13 protein-coding genes and 1 pseudogene are annotated in these 17286 nt (G+C 72.4%); 10 read left to right on the top strand and 4 right to left on the bottom strand.

Annotation, left to right across the window (positions count from 1 at the left end; all coding sequences use genetic code 11):
• Positions 1-34: 34 nt before the first annotated feature.
• Together EJG53_RS23050 and EJG53_RS23045 are read right to left on the bottom strand one after the other, a co-directional pair.
• Positions 35-1603, bottom strand: a complete 1569-nt coding sequence (locus tag EJG53_RS23050) for a right-handed parallel beta-helix repeat-containing protein (RefSeq protein ID WP_125046357.1) — start codon at positions 1601-1603, stop codon at positions 35-37.
• Between the two features lie 16 nt (positions 1604-1619).
• The gene (locus EJG53_RS23045) at positions 1620-3590 is read right to left on the bottom strand and encodes a DUF2264 domain-containing protein (RefSeq protein WP_125046356.1); all 1971 of its coding nucleotides are present in this window, start codon (positions 3588-3590) and stop codon (positions 1620-1622) included.
• Positions 3591-3790: 200 nt separating this feature from the next.
• On the opposite strand from EJG53_RS23045, the pseudogene EJG53_RS23040 reads away from it, so the two are divergent.
• The 7 genes and pseudogenes from EJG53_RS23040 to EJG53_RS23005 all read left to right on the top strand — a co-directional run.
• Positions 3791-4882 (top strand): annotated as a pseudogene (locus EJG53_RS23040) (LacI family DNA-binding transcriptional regulator); the annotation flags it as partial.
• A 549-nt stretch (positions 4883-5431) separates the two neighbouring features.
• The gene (locus EJG53_RS23035; RefSeq protein ID WP_125046354.1) at positions 5432-6757 is read left to right on the top strand and encodes an ABC transporter substrate-binding protein; all 1326 of its coding nucleotides are present in this window, start codon (positions 5432-5434) and stop codon (positions 6755-6757) included.
• Positions 6754-7749, top strand: coding sequence for a carbohydrate ABC transporter permease (locus tag EJG53_RS23030; protein ID WP_244955284.1), 996 nt, complete (start codon positions 6754-6756; stop codon positions 7747-7749). Before EJG53_RS23035 ends, EJG53_RS23030 begins: the two co-directional genes overlap by 4 nt.
• Positions 7749-8684 (top strand): carbohydrate ABC transporter permease, encoded by a 936-nt coding sequence (locus EJG53_RS23020; RefSeq protein ID WP_125046353.1) that lies wholly within the window; start codon positions 7749-7751, stop codon positions 8682-8684. The genes EJG53_RS23030 and EJG53_RS23020 overlap by 1 nt, the downstream gene beginning before the upstream one ends.
• Before the next feature lie 28 nt (positions 8685-8712).
• Positions 8713-9762 carry a hydroxyacid dehydrogenase gene (locus EJG53_RS23015; RefSeq protein WP_125046352.1) on the top strand — a complete coding sequence of 350 codons (1050 nt, stop codon included), beginning with the start codon at positions 8713-8715 and terminating at the stop codon, positions 9760-9762.
• A 115-nt stretch (positions 9763-9877) separates the two neighbouring features.
• On the top strand, positions 9878-10420 hold the full coding sequence (locus EJG53_RS23010) for a hypothetical protein (protein ID WP_125046351.1): 543 nt from the start codon (positions 9878-9880) through the stop codon (positions 10418-10420).
• Positions 10417-10791 carry a GntR family transcriptional regulator gene (locus EJG53_RS23005; protein WP_218041925.1) on the top strand — a complete coding sequence of 125 codons (375 nt, stop codon included), beginning with the start codon at positions 10417-10419 and terminating at the stop codon, positions 10789-10791. The genes EJG53_RS23010 and EJG53_RS23005 overlap by 4 nt, the downstream gene beginning before the upstream one ends.
• 77 nt (positions 10792-10868) lie before the next feature.
• Here the strand turns inward: EJG53_RS23005 and groL are convergent, their stop codons facing one another.
• Complete coding sequence (groL, locus tag EJG53_RS23000) at positions 10869-12491, bottom strand: chaperonin GroEL (RefSeq protein ID WP_031003108.1); 1623 nt, start codon at positions 12489-12491, stop codon at positions 10869-10871.
• A 103-nt stretch (positions 12492-12594) separates the two neighbouring features.
• Positions 12595-12903: a co-chaperone GroES gene (gene groES, locus EJG53_RS22995; protein ID WP_030022440.1), complete on the bottom strand. Its 309-nt coding sequence runs from the start codon at positions 12901-12903 to the stop codon at positions 12595-12597.
• Between the two features lie 907 nt (positions 12904-13810).
• Between groES and EJG53_RS22990 the strand changes: the two genes are divergently transcribed.
• The 3 genes from EJG53_RS22990 to EJG53_RS22980 all read left to right on the top strand — a co-directional run bounded on the left by EJG53_RS22990 (position 13811) and on the right by EJG53_RS22980 (position 17286).
• Complete coding sequence (locus EJG53_RS22990; protein ID WP_125046350.1) at positions 13811-14491, top strand: response regulator transcription factor; 681 nt, start codon at positions 13811-13813, stop codon at positions 14489-14491.
• A gap of 40 nt (positions 14492-14531) precedes the next feature.
• A complete protein-coding gene (locus EJG53_RS22985) occupies positions 14532-15944 on the top strand; it encodes a sensor histidine kinase (RefSeq protein ID WP_125046349.1) in 1413 nt (470 codons plus the stop codon).
• Between the two features lie 133 nt (positions 15945-16077).
• Positions 16078-17286, top strand: coding sequence for an LCP family protein (locus EJG53_RS22980; RefSeq protein ID WP_125046348.1), 1209 nt, complete (start codon positions 16078-16080; stop codon positions 17284-17286).

Below are 17286 nucleotides of genomic sequence, written 5' to 3'. Positions count from 1 at the left end.
TGAGACGCGCACCGCCCGTACCGTCCCGGAGTCGTCAGTGGACGCCGGGGCCCTCGTAAGCGCCGATGGTGGGGGCTCCGGCGGGCAGCGGTGTGCCGAAGTAGTCGCGGCCGCCGTTGTCCGCCACGTGCTGCCCGGCGGCGTGGGCAGGTGACCCGGCGGTGAGGCGGAAGTCGTCGCGCAGTCCGGGGTCGGCCGTGGTGCCGCCGGGGTTGGCGGGTAGGTGCGCCGGTGGCAGGCCGTGGAAGACGTTGTGGTCGAAGCGCAGGCCGGGTGTGGGGTTCTTGAGGGCGTAGCCGCCCTGTCCACGGCTGACGAAGATGTTGTTGCGGACGGTCAGCTCGTGGTCGGTGGTGGTGGGGGACGGGGTGTCGTCCTGGACCAGGTAGGCAGGGATGCGGTCCGTGTTAAGGAAGCTGTTGTTGTAGATGCGGGTGTCGAGGACGGGACCCGCACAGTTCTGGATCAGCCGCGCGCCGTCGTAGCGGCTGACGTTGTAGCGGACGGTGGTGCCGACGGTCTTGGCGCCGCTGTACGGGCACAGCAACAGGAAGCCGCCCTTGTTGTCGTGGCTGTTGTTGTACTGGAACACCGTGTTCCGGGAGGCGCCGTCCGCGTCGAAGGACATGCCGTCGTGTGTGTTGCCGCCGCCGGAGACCTCGTTGAACTGGACGAGGGTGTCGTCGGTGTTGAACGTCCAGACTCCCGCGTTGGCCGAAGGCGAGCGGAGCTGGAAACCGTCCACCCTGTTGTGCTCGACGACGGCACCCGCCGTGGTGTCCAGCTTGATGCCGTCGCCCGCCAGTGACCTGAGGGTGTTGTGGTGGACGCGGACCCGGGTGCTCGGGGTCCAGGCGCCGGGGTAGGTGTGCGGGTCCTGCTGGTTGCCGACGAGGGGACGCCGGGACCAGGTGGACTTGAAGTACACGCCCTCCCGGTCGACGTCCTCGATGCGGTTACCGGCGATCTCCAGCCCGTCGTAGCGGCTGGGCCGCGCCGTGCCCTCAACGGTGACGTGGATGCCGCTGGACCCGGTGAGGGTCTTGGCGTCGCCGCCGCGTACGTCGTGCACGTACAGCCCGGTGACCGCGATATCGCGGGCGGTGCCGTAGTCGGTCAGGCGCAGCCGTACGCCGTTGCGTTCGCTGCCGGGGCGGGCCGCGTTGACGATTTCCAGCGCGCTGAGACGTAGGTGCTGCGTGTTGCTCAGCAGCACCGTGTCGTGGGCGCCGGCGCCGTCCAGTCGGGCACGGGCGGCGGCGCTCCCGTAGTCGGCGATGGTGAAGGGCGCGGTGGCGGAGCCCTCTCCCCTGGGGGCGAGGGTGCCGGTGCAGGTGCTGCCTCGGCGGAACAGCAGGCGGTCGCCGGGGCCGTACGGCTGGGCGTTGGCCTGGGCCAGCGTGGACCAGGGGCGGTCACGCGAGCCGTCGCCCCCGGCGGGCGCGGCGCAGTCGACGTGGAAGACGTGGCCTGCCGAAGCGGAGGTGCGGTCGGCGGCGCGCGCGCCGGGGGCTGTGACGAGCGTGAGCGCGGCGGACAGGGCGAGAGCGGCGGGGAGCGCGCGTGCGGTGACGCGCGGTCCCCGGCCCGGCTCGGGTCTCATGGTCCGTGGGCCTCCGTTACGGGGCGGTGACGGTGTCCGCGGTCAGGGTCAGAGCGCTGGTGGTGCCGTCCTTCCAGGTCACGTGGAGGTCGTGGGAGCCGCTGAGCCGTACCTCGGCCAGGGTGCGGGCCGGGGCCGGGCCGGACTCGGCGGTGAGCGAGGCGATCGAGACGAACAGGGCGCCTTCGGGGGCGTCCGGCACCGTGCCGTCGAGGCAGGCGGTGCGGGTGCGCTCCCCGAAGGGCGTGCTGCCGGTCGGTACGGTGCGCGGCTGCCCGTCGTCCCCTGAGAAGCCGTGTACGGCGTGGAGCTGGGCGGCCGGCCCGTCGTCCGGGACGGCGTAGCCGGTCTGCCGTACGGGCGTGCCGGGCGCGGCCCCGGTGACCAGGTGGGCGCGGACCTCGGCGCGGCCGTGCGCCAGGGTCGCGGACACGACCCGTACACCGGCGAGTTCGGAGCCGTCCGCGCGGCGCGGGGTGTGCGCCGAGGCGGCCCAGCCGGGGCCGCCGCCCAGCGGTTCGACCGGGCCGCGGCCGGTGGGCGTGCCGTCCACGAGCAGCGCGAAGTGGTTGTCCGGGGTCGCGGCGGGGGTGGTGTCGGAGCCGGGGTTCGCCGCCGTGTCCACGACCGCCGCGGTCTCCTCCGCGGCCGACGGTCCCGTACGCGTCGAGTAGGCGAACCGCGCGTAGTTCGGGTCGGCCGGGCCGAAGACCGAGGAGCTGCCGTGGTTGTGCAGCCTGACCAGCCCGTCGGCCGCCGTGGACTGCACGAGCAGGCCGGGCGCGCGGAGCGTGGTGACGGCGTCCTCGGTCTCGGCGGGCAGCGGCTCCTCGCGCTCGGTCCAGGCGGGGTGGCCGTCCGGCAGCAGCAGACCGAGCAGCCCCTTGGACGCCCAGTACGGGGAGGCGGGTCCGGAGTAGCCCTGGAGCATGGGGGCGTACGGGCCGTACCAGCCGAGCGGCAGGAGGCCCTGGTCCGTCACGGCGCCGTGGTCGACGAAGTGCCGCAGGGTGCCGGAGGCGAGGCGGCGGGTGGCGCCGGGGCTGAGCGGGGTGTGGCCGGTGAGCGCGCCGAGCCAGGGCGCGGCGAGGGTGGCGAAGCGGTAGGTGAGCGAGCGGCCGAACGGCATCGGGGCGCCGTTGGCGTCGAACATCCGGCGGTAGCCGTCCAGGTGGGCGCGCAGCCGCTCGCCGTACGTGTCGAGCAGCGCGCGGTCGCCGGAGAGATGGGCGTGCAGGACGGGATAGAAATGCAGCGCCCAGCCGTTGTAGTGGTCGAACGCCTGGTTGTCGCCGTCGCTGTACCACCCCTCGCCCCGGTACCAGCCGTCAATCCGCTCCAGCGCGCGGTCGACGGACGCCTGCGCGCGTTCCGTCTCGACGCCCGCGTCGAGGAGGAAACCGCCGACGGTCAGGCCGAACAGCCACCAGTTGTTGTCGATGGGCGGCGGGTCGAGGGCGGGCAGCAGCCAGTCCACGGCCCGGGTGCGGACCTTGTCGTCCAGGGTGTCCCACAGCCAGGGGCGGGTCAGCCGCAGGCCGAGGGCGACGGAGGCGGATTCGACGATGGCCTGCCGGGTGTCCGGGATGACCGGCCAGGCGTCGGGGTCCTTGCCGTCCAGCCCCGGCTCGGTCACCGGGTGCTCGGTGCCGGCGGCGAGCCCTTCGCCGTACCGGGCCAGGTAACCGTGCGGATCCTGGCCGCCGCTGCCGGCCACCCGGAAGGCGGCCGCGAGGAAGGTACGGGCGTACCCTTCGAGACCGTCCGAACGCGGCCCGGCCCAACTGGGACGGGCGCCCGGGAGGTTGATGAGAGCGTTGCGGGGCGACGCGAACGGGACGACCGCTTGCAGGAGGCTGTCGGCCGTGGCTTCCCAGTGCGCACGGGTCCAGCCGGTGTACGGACTGCGCTCGCGGTCCTCCGGCGGCAGGGCGCCGGCGATCCGGCCGGCGGGCTGAGCGGACTGCGGGGGCTGGGGCACGGTCATGGGCGCTTCCCTTACGGTCGTCGACCCCAGAAATCCTCAACTCGCCACGATCGAACGTCAAGACCACCCGATCGGTTGACCGTTTACTGGGCCGTTCGATCACGCTGGACTAGGGTGCGTCCTCACTCCTGGAGGCCGGCCCGGGACCGGCCGCGGTCCCGGCCCGCCCCCGTCCACCACACCGCGAGGGGGCTGCCGCCGTGCGCGAGCGTGCTGTGCAACGTCATGACCGTCTGCTGTCCTTGGTACGGCAGCGCGGCTCGGCCCGCGTCACCGAACTGGCCGACCAGCTCGGCGTCTCGCCCGTCACCGTACGGCGCGACGTCGAGGCGCTGACCGGCAAGGGCCTGCTCGACCGGGTGCACGGCGCGGTGTCCTGGCCCCGGCAGCGCGACCGGGCCGCCGGCGGCCGCGCGCCCGCCGCCGAGGGGCCGGTGCTGGGTCTACTGGCGCCCTCGGCCACGTACTACTTCGCCGACGTGATCCGCGGCGCCCACGAGGCCGCGGCGCGCGCCGGGGCCCGGCTCGTCCTGCGGATATCCGACTACCGGCCCGAGGAGGACCCGGCACGCGCCGAGGGACTGCTGTCCGCCGGGGCCGAAGGGCTGCTCGTCGCGCCGGGCTGGCGCGGACCGGACGACCCGGCCGAGTACGGCGGCTGGGTCGCCGAACTGCCCGCCCCCGTCGTGCTGTTGGAACGCAGCGTGCCGCCGGACAGCCCGCTGGCCGGGCTGGACCAGGTGTGCTCGGACCACGGCCACGGGGTGCTGCTCGCGCTGCGCCACCTGATCGCGCAGGGGCACGCGGCGCCCCTGCTGGTGGCCCGCGCCGACAGCCCGACGGCCCTCGCCGTGCGCGAAGGGTACGACGCGGCGCTGCGGGCCCTCGGCGTGCCACGGCCGCGGCCGGTGATCGGGTCGGTGCCCGCCGACCTGGACCCGGCGGGCTTCGAGCGGGCCGTACGGGAGCTGCGGGCGGCGGTGGCCTCGGGGGAGGCGACGGCGGCGCTGGTGCACAACGACGTGGACGCGATCCAGATGGTGCAGCGGCTCGCCGAACTGGGCGTACGGGTGCCGCGCGACCTGGCGCTGGTCGCGTACGACGACGAGGTGGCGGCGCTGGCGGACACGCCGCTCACGGCCGTGGCGCCGCCCAAGCGGGAGGTGGGGCGGCAGGCGGCGGGGCTCCTGGTGCACCGGCTGCGCGAGCCGGCCGATCCCGTCGGCGCGCCGTCGCCGCGCCGCCACGTCACGCTGCTGCCGACGCTGCGGGTGCGGGCTTCTTGCGGGGCGGGGGGCGGGGTGTGGGTGGGGGCTGGTGGGGTGGGGGCCGGCGGGTCGGGCGCCGGTGGTTCAGGTTCGGGCGCTGGCGGCTCGGGCGGCGGCGGGCGAGGCGCTGGCGGTTCGGGTCCTGGCGGTTCGGGCGACGGCGGTTCGGGCCCTGGCATCTCGGACGCCGACGGTTCGGGTCCTGGAGTTTTGGACGTCGGCGGTTCGGGCCTTGGAGGTTCGCACCGTGGCGGTTCGGGTCCTGGCAGTTCCGCCCCCGGACCCGCCTCCGCGGGTCCCACCTCCGCCGCCCCCGAGGGCGGCCCCATGGGAGGCCCCGGGATCTCGGCCGACCCGGGGCGCGGCCCCGGCACCGACTCCGCCTGACCACCCCCTGCCCCCGGCCTCCCGTCCCTGCCCTGCCCCCGGACGCCGCACCCGCCTCCCCCATCCTGTTCTTTTTTCGATCAATCAATCTTTCGCTCTTGACTTCGCTCAAGGCCGGCCCAAGGATCGCGGATCGCGGCCATCACCTTCGCGCCGCGCCCCTCCCCCATGCTCAGGAGCCGCGCCATGAGCCTCAGTTGGAGCAGAACGACGCTCGCGCTAGCCGGCGGCCTCACCGCCCTGACCCTGCTGACGGCCTGCGGCGGCGGCAGCGGCGCCGCCGGGAGCGAGGGCCTCGTGACCCTCACGTACTGGGGCTGGACCAAGGGCACGAAACAGGCCGTGGACGCGTTCAACGCCACCCACCGCGACACGAAGGTACGGTTCGAGGAGATCCCCTCGGGCACTGCGGGCGGCTACGCCAAGATTTCCAACGCGGTCAAGGCGGGCAACGCGCCCGACCTGGTCAGCGTCGAGTACCCGACCCTCCCCGAGTTCGTCAGCCAGGGCGCCGTCCGGGACATCACCCCGTACGTGACGCCCGGGCTGAAGCGGAAGCTGCTGCCGCAGGCCGTCCAGCTCACCACCCTCGGCGGCCGCAACTGGGCCGTCCCCTTCGACGCCGCGCCGCAGGTCTACTACTACCGCAAGGACTTCTTCACCCGGCACAAGATCGAGGTGCCCCGGACCTGGGACGCCTTCCGCGCCGCTGCCGCCGCCGTGAAGAAGGCCGACCCGAAGGCGCGCATCGGCACCTTCTTCCCCGACGACCCGACCACCTTCGAGGCGATGGCCTGGCAGGCCGGCGCCCACTGGTTCGCCACTGAGGGCGACTCCTGGAAGCTGACCACCACCGACCCGGCGACCAGGAAGGTCACCGACTACTGGCAGGGCCTCCTCAAGGACGACCTCGTCCACACCCATGTCTCCTTCAGCCCCGGATGGACCAACTCCCTCAAGGGCGGCGGCACCGTCGGCTACCTGGGCGCCTCCTGGGGCGCGGGCGTCCTCAAGGGCACCCTGCCCGACCAGAGCGGCAAGTGGGCCGCGGCACCCGTGCCGAGCTGGGACGGCAGGCCCGCGAGCGGCATGCTCGGCGGGTCCACGACCGCCGTGACCAAGAGCAGCCGCCACACCGAGGCCGCGGTACGGTTCGCGACCTGGATGTCCACCTCCGCCGAGGCGGTCAAGGCCCGGGTCGCCTCCGGCGAGTCCAGCGCCTACCCGGCCGCGACGGCGCTGCGCCCGGTCGCCCGGCGCGCGTTCGACACCCGCTACTACGGCGGCCAGGACGTCTACGCCCTCTTCGACGCCGCGGCCGCCTCGGTCGACGCGAGGTGGGGCTGGGGCCCGGCCACCAGCACCACCAACACCACGCTCAAGGACGAGTTCGGCAAGGCCGCGGGCGCGGGGGGCGGCGGCACGGGCTCGCTCGCCGCCGCCGTACGCGCCGGAAGCGACGCGACGGTACGCGAACTGAGGAAGCGCGGCCTGAAGGTCATGGGCCGGTGAACGCCAAGGCGCGGGCCGTCACCGTCCTGCTCACCCCCTTCTTCGCCCTGTTCACCGTGGTCATGGTCGTCCCGGTCGGGTACGCGGTCTGGCTCAGCCTCTTCACCGAGCAGCAGTCCGGCCTCGGCTTCGGCGGTACGCACACGGTCTTCAGCGGGCTCGGCAACTACGCTGCGGCCCTCGGCGACCACGCCTTCCGCGACGGCTTCCTCGTCCTCCTCGGCTACTGCGCCCTCTACCTCCCCCTCCTGCTGGCCGGCGCGCTGACGCTCGCCCTGCTGCTGGACTCCGCCCTCGCCCGCGCCCGCCGCTTCTTCCAGCTCGCCCTGTTCCTGCCGCACGCCGTGCCCGGCATCATCGCCGCCCTGATCTGGGTCTACCTCTACACGCCCAAGCTCAGCCCGGTCGTGGCCGCGATGGAGTCCGGCGGCCTCGGCTTCGACTTCCTGTCCCCCTCCGGAGCGCTGCCCTCGGTCGTCAACATCGCCCTGTGGGAGTGGCTCGGCTACAACATGGTCATCTTCTACGCCGCCCTCCAGGCCGTCGACCGCTCGGTGATCGAGGCCGCGACGGTGGACGGCGCGGGCGCCTGGCGTATCGCGACCGGCGTCAAGATCCCCCTCATCCGCTCCTCCCTCGTCATGGTGGCCCTCTTCACCGTGATCGGCTCGCTCCAGCTCTTCACCGAGCCGCTGATCCTCAACCAGGGCGCCGGCTCCGCCGTCACCTCCTCCTGGACGCCGAACATGTACGCCTACACCGCCGCCTTCGCCCGCAACGACTACGGCCTCGCGGCCGCCTCGTCCGTCCTGCTCGCCCTCGCCGCCGCGCTGCTGTCCTTCGCCGTCACCCGCCTCTCCGGCCGCCTCGTCCGAACCGGCCGCCCCTCCCGAACCGGCCGCTCCTCCCTAGCCGGCCGCTCCTCCCGGCCCGGCCGCCGCCTGCCGAACGCGTCCCGTCCCCCGCTCGCCCACCCGAAGGGCAGGCCCTGATGACGCTGTCACCCCGCACCACCGTCGCCGGCCCGGCGGCCCCCGCGCCCGTACGCCCCTCCCGCGCCCCGTCCGTACGCGCCGCCGACCGCCGCCCGCGCGGCCGCTGGCTCTCCCCCGCCGCCGTCAACGCGGCCCTCGCCCTCGCCGTCCTCTACACGCTCTTCCCCCTCGTCTGGCTGGTCACCGCCGCCACCAAGGACGCGGGCGGCCTGCTGGCCGGGAACGCCCTGTCCTTCGAGGGCTTCGACCTGGCCGGCAACCTCTCCCGCCTCGCCTCGGAGGGCGACGGCGTCTACTTCCGGTGGTACGCCAACAGCCTGCTCTACGCGGGCGTCGGCGCCGCGCTCTGCGCCCTGATCTCCGTGGCCGCCGGTTACGCCTTCGACAAGTACCGGTTCCCGGGCAAGGAGAAGCTGTTCGGCCTCGTCCTGCTCGGCGTGCTGGTCCCCACCACGGCGCTGGCCCTCCCCCTCTACTTGCTGGCCAGCCGCACCGGCGTGGTCAACACCTACTGGTCGGTGCTGGTGCCCGTACTCGTCAACCCGCTCGGCGTATATCTGGCGCGGGTCTTCAGCGCGGGCTACGTCCCGGACGAGGCCCTCGAAGCGGCCCGTATCGACGGCGCGGGCGAGCTGCGCGTCTTCTGGTCCATCGGCCTGCGTATGGTCGCGCCGGGCCTGGTGACCGTCTTCCTCTTCCAGTTCACCGCGATCTGGAACAACTTCTTCCTCCCCCTCGTGATGCTCTCCGACCAGCGGCTCTTCCCCGTGAGCCTCGGCCTGTACGCCTGGAGCGGCAACGCGCACGGCGAGCCGTCCTTCTATCCCCTCGTCGTCACCGGCTCCCTCCTCGCCGTCCTCCCCCTGATCATCGCCTTCGTGACCCTCCAGCGGCACTGGAAGGCCGGACTCGCCGCCGGAAGCGTCAAGTGACGCCCCGAACCAGGAGCACGCTTCCACCATGCACCACACCACTGACAATTCCTCTGACCAGGCACTTTCCCGCCCCACGCTGCTGCTCGCCATGCAACCCGGCCTCGCCGGCCGCCTCCTCGCCGACCACCACCGCAGCCGTCTGACAGCGCTCGCCCGCACCGATCCCGGCCTGGTGGCCCACGACTTGGCCGACCCGCCCCCGGCCGTGGCCACCGCGCTGGCGGGCGCCGAAGTCCTCCTGACCTCGTGGGGAGCGACCCCGCTGACCGCCGCCGTCCTCGACCGGGCCCCAAGCCTGCGTGCCGTCATCCACGCCGGCGGATCGGTCAAACCCCATGTGACCGCCGCCTGTTGGGGCCGTGGCATCACCGTCACCTCGGCGGCCGCCGCCAACGCGCAGCCCGTCGCCGAGTACACGCTCGCCGCGATCCTCTTCGCCAACAAACGCGTCCTGCACTCCGCACACCGCTACCGCGCGCTGCGCGCCCCCCACGACTGGCTCCGCGAACTGGACGGCGCCGGCAACCACCGCCGCACCGTGGGCGTCATCGGCGCCTCCCGTATCGGCCGCCGCGTCATCGAACTCCTGCGCCCGTTCGACCTGACGGTCCTCCTCCACGACCCGTACGTGGACGAGGCCGAAGCCGACCGCCTGGGTGTCACCCTCGCCTCCCTCGACGACCTGTGCGCCGCCTCCGACGTGGTCACCGTCCACGCTCCCCAACTGCCCGCCACCCACCATCTGCTCGACGCCCGGCGACTGGCCCTCCTGCCCGACGGCGCCACCCTGATCAATACCGCCCGCGGCACCCTCGTCGACGAAACGGCCCTGCTCCCCGAGCTGGTCACCGGCCGCATCAGCGCCGTACTCGACGTCACGGACCCCGAGCTGCCGCCCCCCGACTCCCCCCTCTACGACCTGCCCAACGTCCTGCTCACCCCGCATCTCGCCGGCTCCCTCGGGGGCGAACTCCACCGCATGGCCGATCAGGCTCTGGACGAACTGGAGCGCTACGCGAAGGGGCTGCCGTTCGCCGATCCGGTACGACCGGAAGGACTGGGGCGGTCGGCGTGAGGGACGAGAGGGTCACAGCGACGCCAAGTAGCGGACCAGCAAGGCCAGTTCGGCATTGACTTGTAGCAAGCCTTGTCGCACCGTGTTGGGGCAAGAGTTGGTACAAAAAGGCGTCATGCCGAAGGGAACGACTCCGGACACCGACCGGCCGGTACGGCAGGCCGACCGGCGGGCCGCGGCGACATTGCCGCGACGGGCGGCCCATCCGGTCCGGCTCGGCCGGCGCACCGTGATCGGTGGGCCGCGAGTCCTGTTCGCGGTCGCCACGTTCGCGGGCGCGACCTCGCCGGCTGTCGGCTTCCTGACCAAGCAGGACCCCACCGCGCGGTACGCGGCACTCGTCCTGCTCATCGGGCTGTGCGGGGTCGCGGCCGGGACGGTCGTCCAGTTGCGCCACGTCCTGGTGCGCCCGGTCGTGGCCGACGACGAGGGCTCGCTCACCGCCGACGTCGTCCTGCGGGTCGAGGACGCCCGGGACGTCGCCACTCCCGGTGTGGTGTGGTGCCTGCCGACCGTGTCGGTGTTCGGTGCCGGGCTCGGCTGGTGGACCGCCGCCTGGCTTGGCTTCGTCCTCCTGAGCGTCATCGTGCTCGCCCTGATCACCGCGCGGACCGCACGGAGCTCCACGGTGGCGCGGAACGTCATGAGCGTCCGGTGAGACCCGTGATCGTCATCGACCCGGCCTCCCCCGTCCCGCCGTTCGAGCAGCTCCGCGCCCAGCTTGCCCGGCAGATCCAGGACCGCACACTGGCCGTGGGCACCCGGCTGCCGGCCATCCGCCGCCTGGCCGCGGACCTCGGCCTGGCCGCCAACACCGTCGGCCGGGCCTACCGGGAGCTGGAGGAGGCCGGGCTGATCGAGACCCGGGGAGCGGCCGGCTCGTACGTGTCCGCGGCCGGCGAGAAGGGACGCGAACGGGCACGCCGCGCCGCCGCCGAGTACGCCGCCGTCATCGCCCGCGCCGGCATCGGCACCGACGAGGCCCTCCGCATCGTCCGAGCGGCGCTGGCCGACGGCACCGCCGGATGACGGCGGGGACTCCCGTCAACGGGACGAGGCCCGGACCCCTCGAAAGGGGACCGGGCCTCGAACGGCGATGAGCTGCCTCAGTGGGCGTGGCCGTGGCCGTGACCGGCCTCGGGCTCCTCCTCGGCCGGCTTCTCGACGACCAGGGTCTCGGTCGTGAGCAGCAGCGAGGCGATCGACGCGGCGTTCTCCAGCGCCGAGCGGGTGACCTTGACCGGGTCGATGACGCCGGCCTTCACCAGGTCGCCGTACTCGCCGGTCGCGGCGTTGAAGCCCTGGTTCTTGTCCAGCTCCGCCACCTTCGAGGTGATGACGTAGCCCTCCAGGCCGGCGTTCTCGGCGATCCAGCGCAGCGGCTCGACGGCGGCGCGGCGGACCACGGCGACACCGGTGGCCTCGTCGCCCTCCTTGCCGAGGGAGCCCTCCAGCACCTTGGCGGCGTGCACCAGGGCGGAGCCACCACCGGAGACGATGCCCTCCTCGACCGCGGCGCGGGTCGCGGAGATGGCGTCCTCCAGACGGTGCTTCTTCTCCTTGAGCTCGACCTCGGTGGCCGCACCCACGCGGATCACGCAGACGCCGCCGGCCAGCTTCGCCAGACGCTCCTGGAGCTTCTCGCGGTCCCAGTCCGAGTCGGTCGACTCGATCTCGGCCTTGATCTGGTTGACGCGGCCCTCGACGTCGGCGGAGTTGCCGCCACCGTCCACGATGGTCGTGTCGTCCTTGGTGACGGTCACGCGGCGGGCGGTGCCCAGCACGTCCAGGCCGGCCTGGTCGAGCTTGAGGCCGACCTCCTCGGCGATGACGGTCGCGCCGGTCAGGGCGGCCATGTCGCCGAGCATCGCCTTGCGGCGGTCGCCGAAGCCGGGCGCCTTGACGGCGACGGCGTTGAAGGTGCCGCGGATCTTGTTGACGACCAGGGTCGACAGGGCCTCGCCCTCGACGTCCTCGGCGATGATCAGCAGCGGCTTGGAGGAGCCGGCCTGGATGACCTTCTCCAGCAGCGGCAGCAGGTCCTGGATCGAGGCGATCTTGCCCTGGTGGATCAGGATGTACGGGTCCTCCAGGACCGCTTCCATCCGCTCCTGGTCGGTGACCATGTACGGCGAGAGGTAGCCCTTGTCGAAGGCCATGCCCTCGGTGAAGTCCAGCTCCAGGCCGAAGGTGTTGGACTCCTCGACGGTGATGACACCGTCCTTGCCGACCTTGTCCATCGCCTCGGCGATCAGCTCGCCGACCTGCTTGTCCTGCGCGGACAGACCGGCGACGGCCGCGATGTCGGACTTCTCGTCGATCGGGCGGGCGGTCGCGAGGAGGTCCTCGGACACGGCCTTGACCGCGGCGTCGATGCCCTTCTTCAGGGCGGCCGGGGAAGCGCCCGCGGCGACGTTGCGCAGACCCTCACGGACCAGCGCCTGCGCCAGCACGGTGGCGGTGGTGGTGCCGTCACCCGCGATGTCGTTGGTCTTGGTCGCCACCTCCTTCACGAGCTGCGCGCCGAGGTTCTCGTACGGGTCGTCGACCTCGACCTCACGGGCGATGGTCACGCCGTCGTTGGTGATGGTCGGGGCGCCGAACTTCTTGTCGATGACGACGTTGCGGCCCTTGGGGCCGATCGTCACCTTCACGGTGTCGGCAAGCTTGTTGACGCCGCGCTCAAGGGCGCGACGGGCGTCCTCGTCGAACTTCAGGATCTTCGCCATGAGTTACGTGTCCTTAGTCGTTCTCTGCAACGAACTGCGCCCCGGGAAACCGGTTGTTTAGACGCGGGAACCAGGGGCGCAGATCAAGGCAATCTTCGGTGAATTACTTCTCGATGATCGCGAGCACGTCGCGCGCCGAGAGGACGAGGTACTCGTCGCCGTTGTACTTCACCTCGGTGCCGCCGTACTTGCTGTAGAGAACGACGTCACCCACCTGGACGTCGAGCGGCAGGCGCTCGCCGTTCTCGAAGCGGCCCGGACCCACGGCGAGGACGGCGCCCTCCTGGGGCTTCTCCTTCGCGGTGTCGGGAATGACCAGGCCCGAAGCCGTGGTCTGCTCGGCGTCGAGCGGCTGGACCACGATGCGGTCCTCGAGCGGCTTGATGGCAACCTTGGAGCTGGCGGTCGTCACGATCCGACCTCCCCCTTCGGAGATCTCACGGGGTTAACTGTCTGAGGTGGCGACCAGGAGGATCCGTCGTCGCGGGTGCCGGACCTGCCCGTCGCTGTGTTTGGCACTCCCCGGTGGAGAGTGCCAGAGCCGAGACTATGACGCGGTTAGCACTCGGTCAAGCGGAGTGCCAATGCGCCTGCGGCGCGTCTTTCCGGGGGTGGGTGGTTCTGGGGCTCCTTGCCCAGGTGGGGGGCTTGGCAATCCTGGTCTGCACTGCGTGCTGCTTTGCGCTTCGCGCGGGGGTGTGTGGGGTTGACGTTCGGCTCGCATGGGGTGCGTTGTGGGGCGGGGGCGCGCAGGGGGCCAACTCCTCGGCACCGTGCACCGCGACGTGACTTTTTTTCGGTGACGCAGACACCCGGCTGCCTGCGGGGATGGCCCCCTACACGCCCCCTCCGGCCGGTTTGGCGAGCCGAGGTCGGTGGGGGGAAGTTTTCGATGACACAGGAGGGCGCCTTACGTGGGGGTGAGGCTCACGGGGAGGTGGCGGGACGGCAGGCCACTCCCCGGCGATGCAACGCGCACACCAGGCCGGCTCACGCCGACGCGGCTTCGCCGCGCCACCGGGCGCTGACGCGCCAGGGTGCCTCGGCTTGTGAGAAGCCCAGCCCAATCGCACCGATAGCCGCTCGACGGCCAGGGCTCGGGTCCCGCAGGGGTCTCCCCGCAGGCAGCCGGGCCTCTGCGTTGCCTAATCAAGGTACGTTGCGGTCCACGGTGCCGAGGAGTGACCCCGGAGGGACCCCGAGCCCCCCACCACCGGACCCATCGCGCAAGACGCGCACCCCCACCGGGGCTCATCGCGCCCGACGCGCACCCACCAGCTCCTCCCCCAGGAATACACCTGAACCATGACAATGAGTCCATGCACATACTGGTCGTGGAGGACGAAGAGGGGCTCGCCGACTCCTTGCGGCGGGGGCTGGCTGCTGAGGGGCACTGGGTGGATGTGGCCCGGGACGGGCATCGGGGGCTGGAGCTGGCGTTGGCGGGGGCCTATGACGCGATCGTGCTGGATGTGATGCTGCCGGGGCCCAGTGGGTACGAGATCTGTGGGCGGCTGCGGCGCCGCGACGACTGGACGCCGGTGCTGATGCTGACCGCCAAGGACGGCGAGTACGACGTGGCCGAGGGGCTGGACGCGGGCGCCGACGATTACCTGACGAAACCGTTCTCGTTCGTCGTGCTGCTCGCCCGGTTGCGTGCGCTCACCCGGCGTGGGCGGGCTGCCGAGCGTCCGCGCACCTTGCAGAGTGGTGATCTCACGCTGGATGCCGAGGCCCGGCGTTGTCGTCGAGGTGACACCGAGATCGAGCTGACCGCGCGGGAACTGGGCGTGCTGCGCTGTCTCATGGCGGGCGAGGGGCAGGCGGTCGCCAAGCGGGACATCCTCGACGAGGTGTGGGACTCGCCGGCCGACGTGGATCCCAACATCGTCGAGGTGTACGTCTCGTCGTTGCGCAAGAAGGTGGACGTGCCGTTCGGACGCCATTCCATCCGTACCGTGCACGGGACGGGGTACCGGATGGCGCCCGATGACGGCTGAAAACCGCCGTCGGGTCCGGTTCCGGACCAGGCCCGCGTCCATGCGCGGCCGCACCGCCGCGGCCGCGGCGCTCGCGATGGGTCTCGTGCTGGCCGTGGGGGGTGGTTGGCTGTACGCGTTGTTGCGGGCGAACCTTCTGGACAACACCACCAGTCGTACGGAAGTGGCCGCCCGTAAGGTCGCCGCGCAGGCGGACACGGGTGCCCTGCCGGACGTGCTGCCTTCGCCCGCCGACGGTGTGGATCTGGTGCTGGTTCTGGACGCGACGGGCCGGGTCGTCGCCACCAGTCTCCGTACCGCTGATCCGCTCGCCGCCGAACTGCGGGGCTTGCGTCCCTCCCCGGGGCAGGACTCCGCCGACCGCGTGCTGACCGGCTCCCCCGCCGCGGCGGCCGGCGGTGCGCGCGCGGACGTGGTGGTCGTCCGGGCGTCGCCGCCCGGCGGCAGCGGGCAGGAGCGGTACGTGTACGCCGTGACCGTGCTCTCGGACGTGGACGACGCGACCCACGCCATCGGCGTGGCCCTGCTGGCCAGCGCCCCGCCGCTGATCGCGCTGGCCGCCGCCATCGCGTGGGCGGTGACGGGGCTGGCGCTGCGTCCGGTCACGGCCATCAGGACCGAGCTGGCCGCCGTCAGCGAGAGCGAGCTGGACCGGCGGGTGCCGGATCCGGCGGGCGGTGACGAGATCGCGCTGATGGCCCGTACGGTCAATGCCACCCTGGACCGGCTGGAGCAGGCCGTCACCCGGCAGCGCCAGTTCGTCGCGGACGCGTCGCACGAGTTGCGCAATCCGATCGCGGCGGTGCGGTCCCGGCTGGAGGTGGCGCTCGCGGGCAGGGGTGGCGGCTGTGGCGGCGAGCATGAGGAGTCCGTACGCGCGGCGCTGCGGGACACCGAGCGGCTGCAGCGGATCGCCGCTGACCTGCTGCTTCTCGCCCGGCTCGACGCGCATGCCCCGCGTGGCGCGGAGCCGGTGGATCTGGCGCTGCTGGCGGCGGAGGAGGCCGCGCGCCGTCCGGGCGGCGGTGGGCCGCGGCTGGTCGTCGAGGCCGGTGAGCCCGTTCCGGTGCGGGGTGATCCGGCGCAACTGGAGCGTCTGCTGACCAATCTGGTCGACAACGCGCTGCGGTATGCGGCGTCCGAGGTGCGGCTTGTGGCGTGGGGGGATCCGGGGGCGGGGCAGGCCGTGCTGGAAGTGGTGGATGACGGGCCTGGGGTTCCGGAGGCGGACCGGGGGAAGGTTTTCGAGCGGTTCGCCCGGCTCGACGCGGCGCGTGGCCGGGAGACCGGCGGTACGGGGCTGGGGCTGGCCATCGCCCGGGGGATCGCCCGCGCGCACGGCGGGGAGCTGACCGTGCGGGGGCGGGAGGACGGGCGGGCCGGTGCGCGGTTTGTGGTGGTACTGCCCGTACCGGCCGTCGAAGGCGCCGCCGGCGTCGGGCGCCACTCCTGAGGGGTTCTTCAGGACCTTCAGGCTTCCTTCAGCGGCGGGCCGTCAGCCTGTTCGGATGAAGCACCGTCGCAGGCCCACCGCTCCGGAGTCCGCCCGCCCGCGAGGGCGCCGGCGCCGGTCCCGGCGTCGTGTCGTGTTGCGCAGGCTGGCCCTGTGCGTGGCCGTGCTCCTGCTGGGCACGGCGGGCGCGGGCTGGTACCTCTACCGCGATCTCGCCGCGCGGATCGGCTCGTCGCGGGCGCTCGGCGACGGGGCGCCCAGATCGTCCGGCGGGGCGGTCAACATCCTGCTGATGGGGCTGGACAGCCGTAAGGACCAGGACGGGAACGACCTGCCGAAGGACGTGCTGGAGAAGCTGCACGCGGGCGCCTCGTCCGACATCGGCGGTTACAACACCAATACGCTGATGCTGCTGCATGTGCCTGCCGGTGGGGGGCGGGCCACCGCGTTCTCCGTACCGCGCGATGATCTCGTGGACATCCCGGGGCACGGCAAGGACAAGATCAAGAAGGCGTACGGGCTGGCCAAGGCCGAGGCCGAGGAGCGGCTGGCGCGGCGGGGCGTCACCGATCACGAACGGCTGGAGCACGAGGGGCGGGAGGCCGGCCGCCGGGCGCAGATCGCGACGGTGCGGGCCTTCCTCGGTGTGCCGGTCGATCACTTCGCCGAGGTGAACCTGGTGGGATTCCTGCACATCGCGGACGCCCTCGACGGCGTACCGGTGTGTCTGAAGCACGCCGTCAAGGACCGGTACTCGGGTGCCGACTTCCCGGCCGGACGGCAGACGCTCGACGGGCCGCAGTCGCTGGCGTTCGTACGGCAGCGGCACGGTCTGCCCGCGGGCGATCTGGACCGTACGCGCCGCCAGCAGGCGTTCCTCGCCTCCGCCACGCACAAGCTGAACTCGGCCGGCACCTTCGCCGATCCGCTGCGGCTGCTGAAGCTGACGGAGGTCGCGAAGCAGGACCTGGTGATCGACGAGGGCTGGGACCTGTTGGCGTTCCTGCGGCAGGCGAAGAACCTTTCGGGTGGGAATGTACGCTTCACCACGCTGCCCGTGGAGGGCTTCGCCAAGCATCACGGTGAGGACGTGAACCGGGTGGATCCGGACAAGATACGGCGGCTCGTCGCCCGCGAAACCAGGCCGGAGGACGCCGGTTCGGCCGCTCCGACCAGCGGCGACGCGCCCGAAGGCGGGTCCGCCGCACCCCGTTCACCTGGGGGAACCCTGCAACCGTCGCCCTCGTCTTCCTCATCGACGGTGGAGTCCGGCTCCGGAGCGGAACGTTCCGGGCAGTCGGCTCCCATGATGGACGGCGGAGGCATCCCGTGCGTGGACTGA

This window comes from Streptomyces chrestomyceticus JCM 4735 (assembly GCF_003865135.1).
GTDB lineage: Bacteria > Actinomycetota > Actinomycetes > Streptomycetales > Streptomycetaceae > Streptomyces > Streptomyces chrestomyceticus.
Note: the sequence above shows the minus strand (reverse complement) of the source record. Positions and strands in the feature narration are given on the sequence as shown.

Coding starts and splice junctions, on each gene's coding strand:
- EJG53_RS23020 (WP_125046353.1), top strand. CDS start 7,749: ATGACGCTGTCACCCCGCACCACCGTCGCCGGCCCGGCGGCCCCCGCG.
- EJG53_RS23045 (WP_125046356.1), bottom strand. CDS start 3,590: ATGACCGTGCCCCAGCCCCCGCAGTCCGCTCAGCCCGCCGGCCGGATC.
- groL (WP_031003108.1), bottom strand. CDS start 12,491: ATGGCGAAGATCCTGAAGTTCGACGAGGACGCCCGTCGCGCCCTTGAG.
- EJG53_RS22990 (WP_125046350.1), top strand. CDS start 13,811: ATGCACATACTGGTCGTGGAGGACGAAGAGGGGCTCGCCGACTCCTTG.
- EJG53_RS23015 (WP_125046352.1), top strand. CDS start 8,713: ATGCACCACACCACTGACAATTCCTCTGACCAGGCACTTTCCCGCCCC.
- EJG53_RS23050 (WP_125046357.1), bottom strand. CDS start 1,603: ATGAGACCCGAGCCGGGCCGGGGACCGCGCGTCACCGCACGCGCGCTC.
- EJG53_RS23010 (WP_125046351.1), top strand. CDS start 9,878: ATGCCGAAGGGAACGACTCCGGACACCGACCGGCCGGTACGGCAGGCC.
- EJG53_RS22985 (WP_125046349.1), top strand. CDS start 14,532: ATGCGCGGCCGCACCGCCGCGGCCGCGGCGCTCGCGATGGGTCTCGTG.
- EJG53_RS23035 (WP_125046354.1), top strand. CDS start 5,432: ATGAGCCTCAGTTGGAGCAGAACGACGCTCGCGCTAGCCGGCGGCCTC.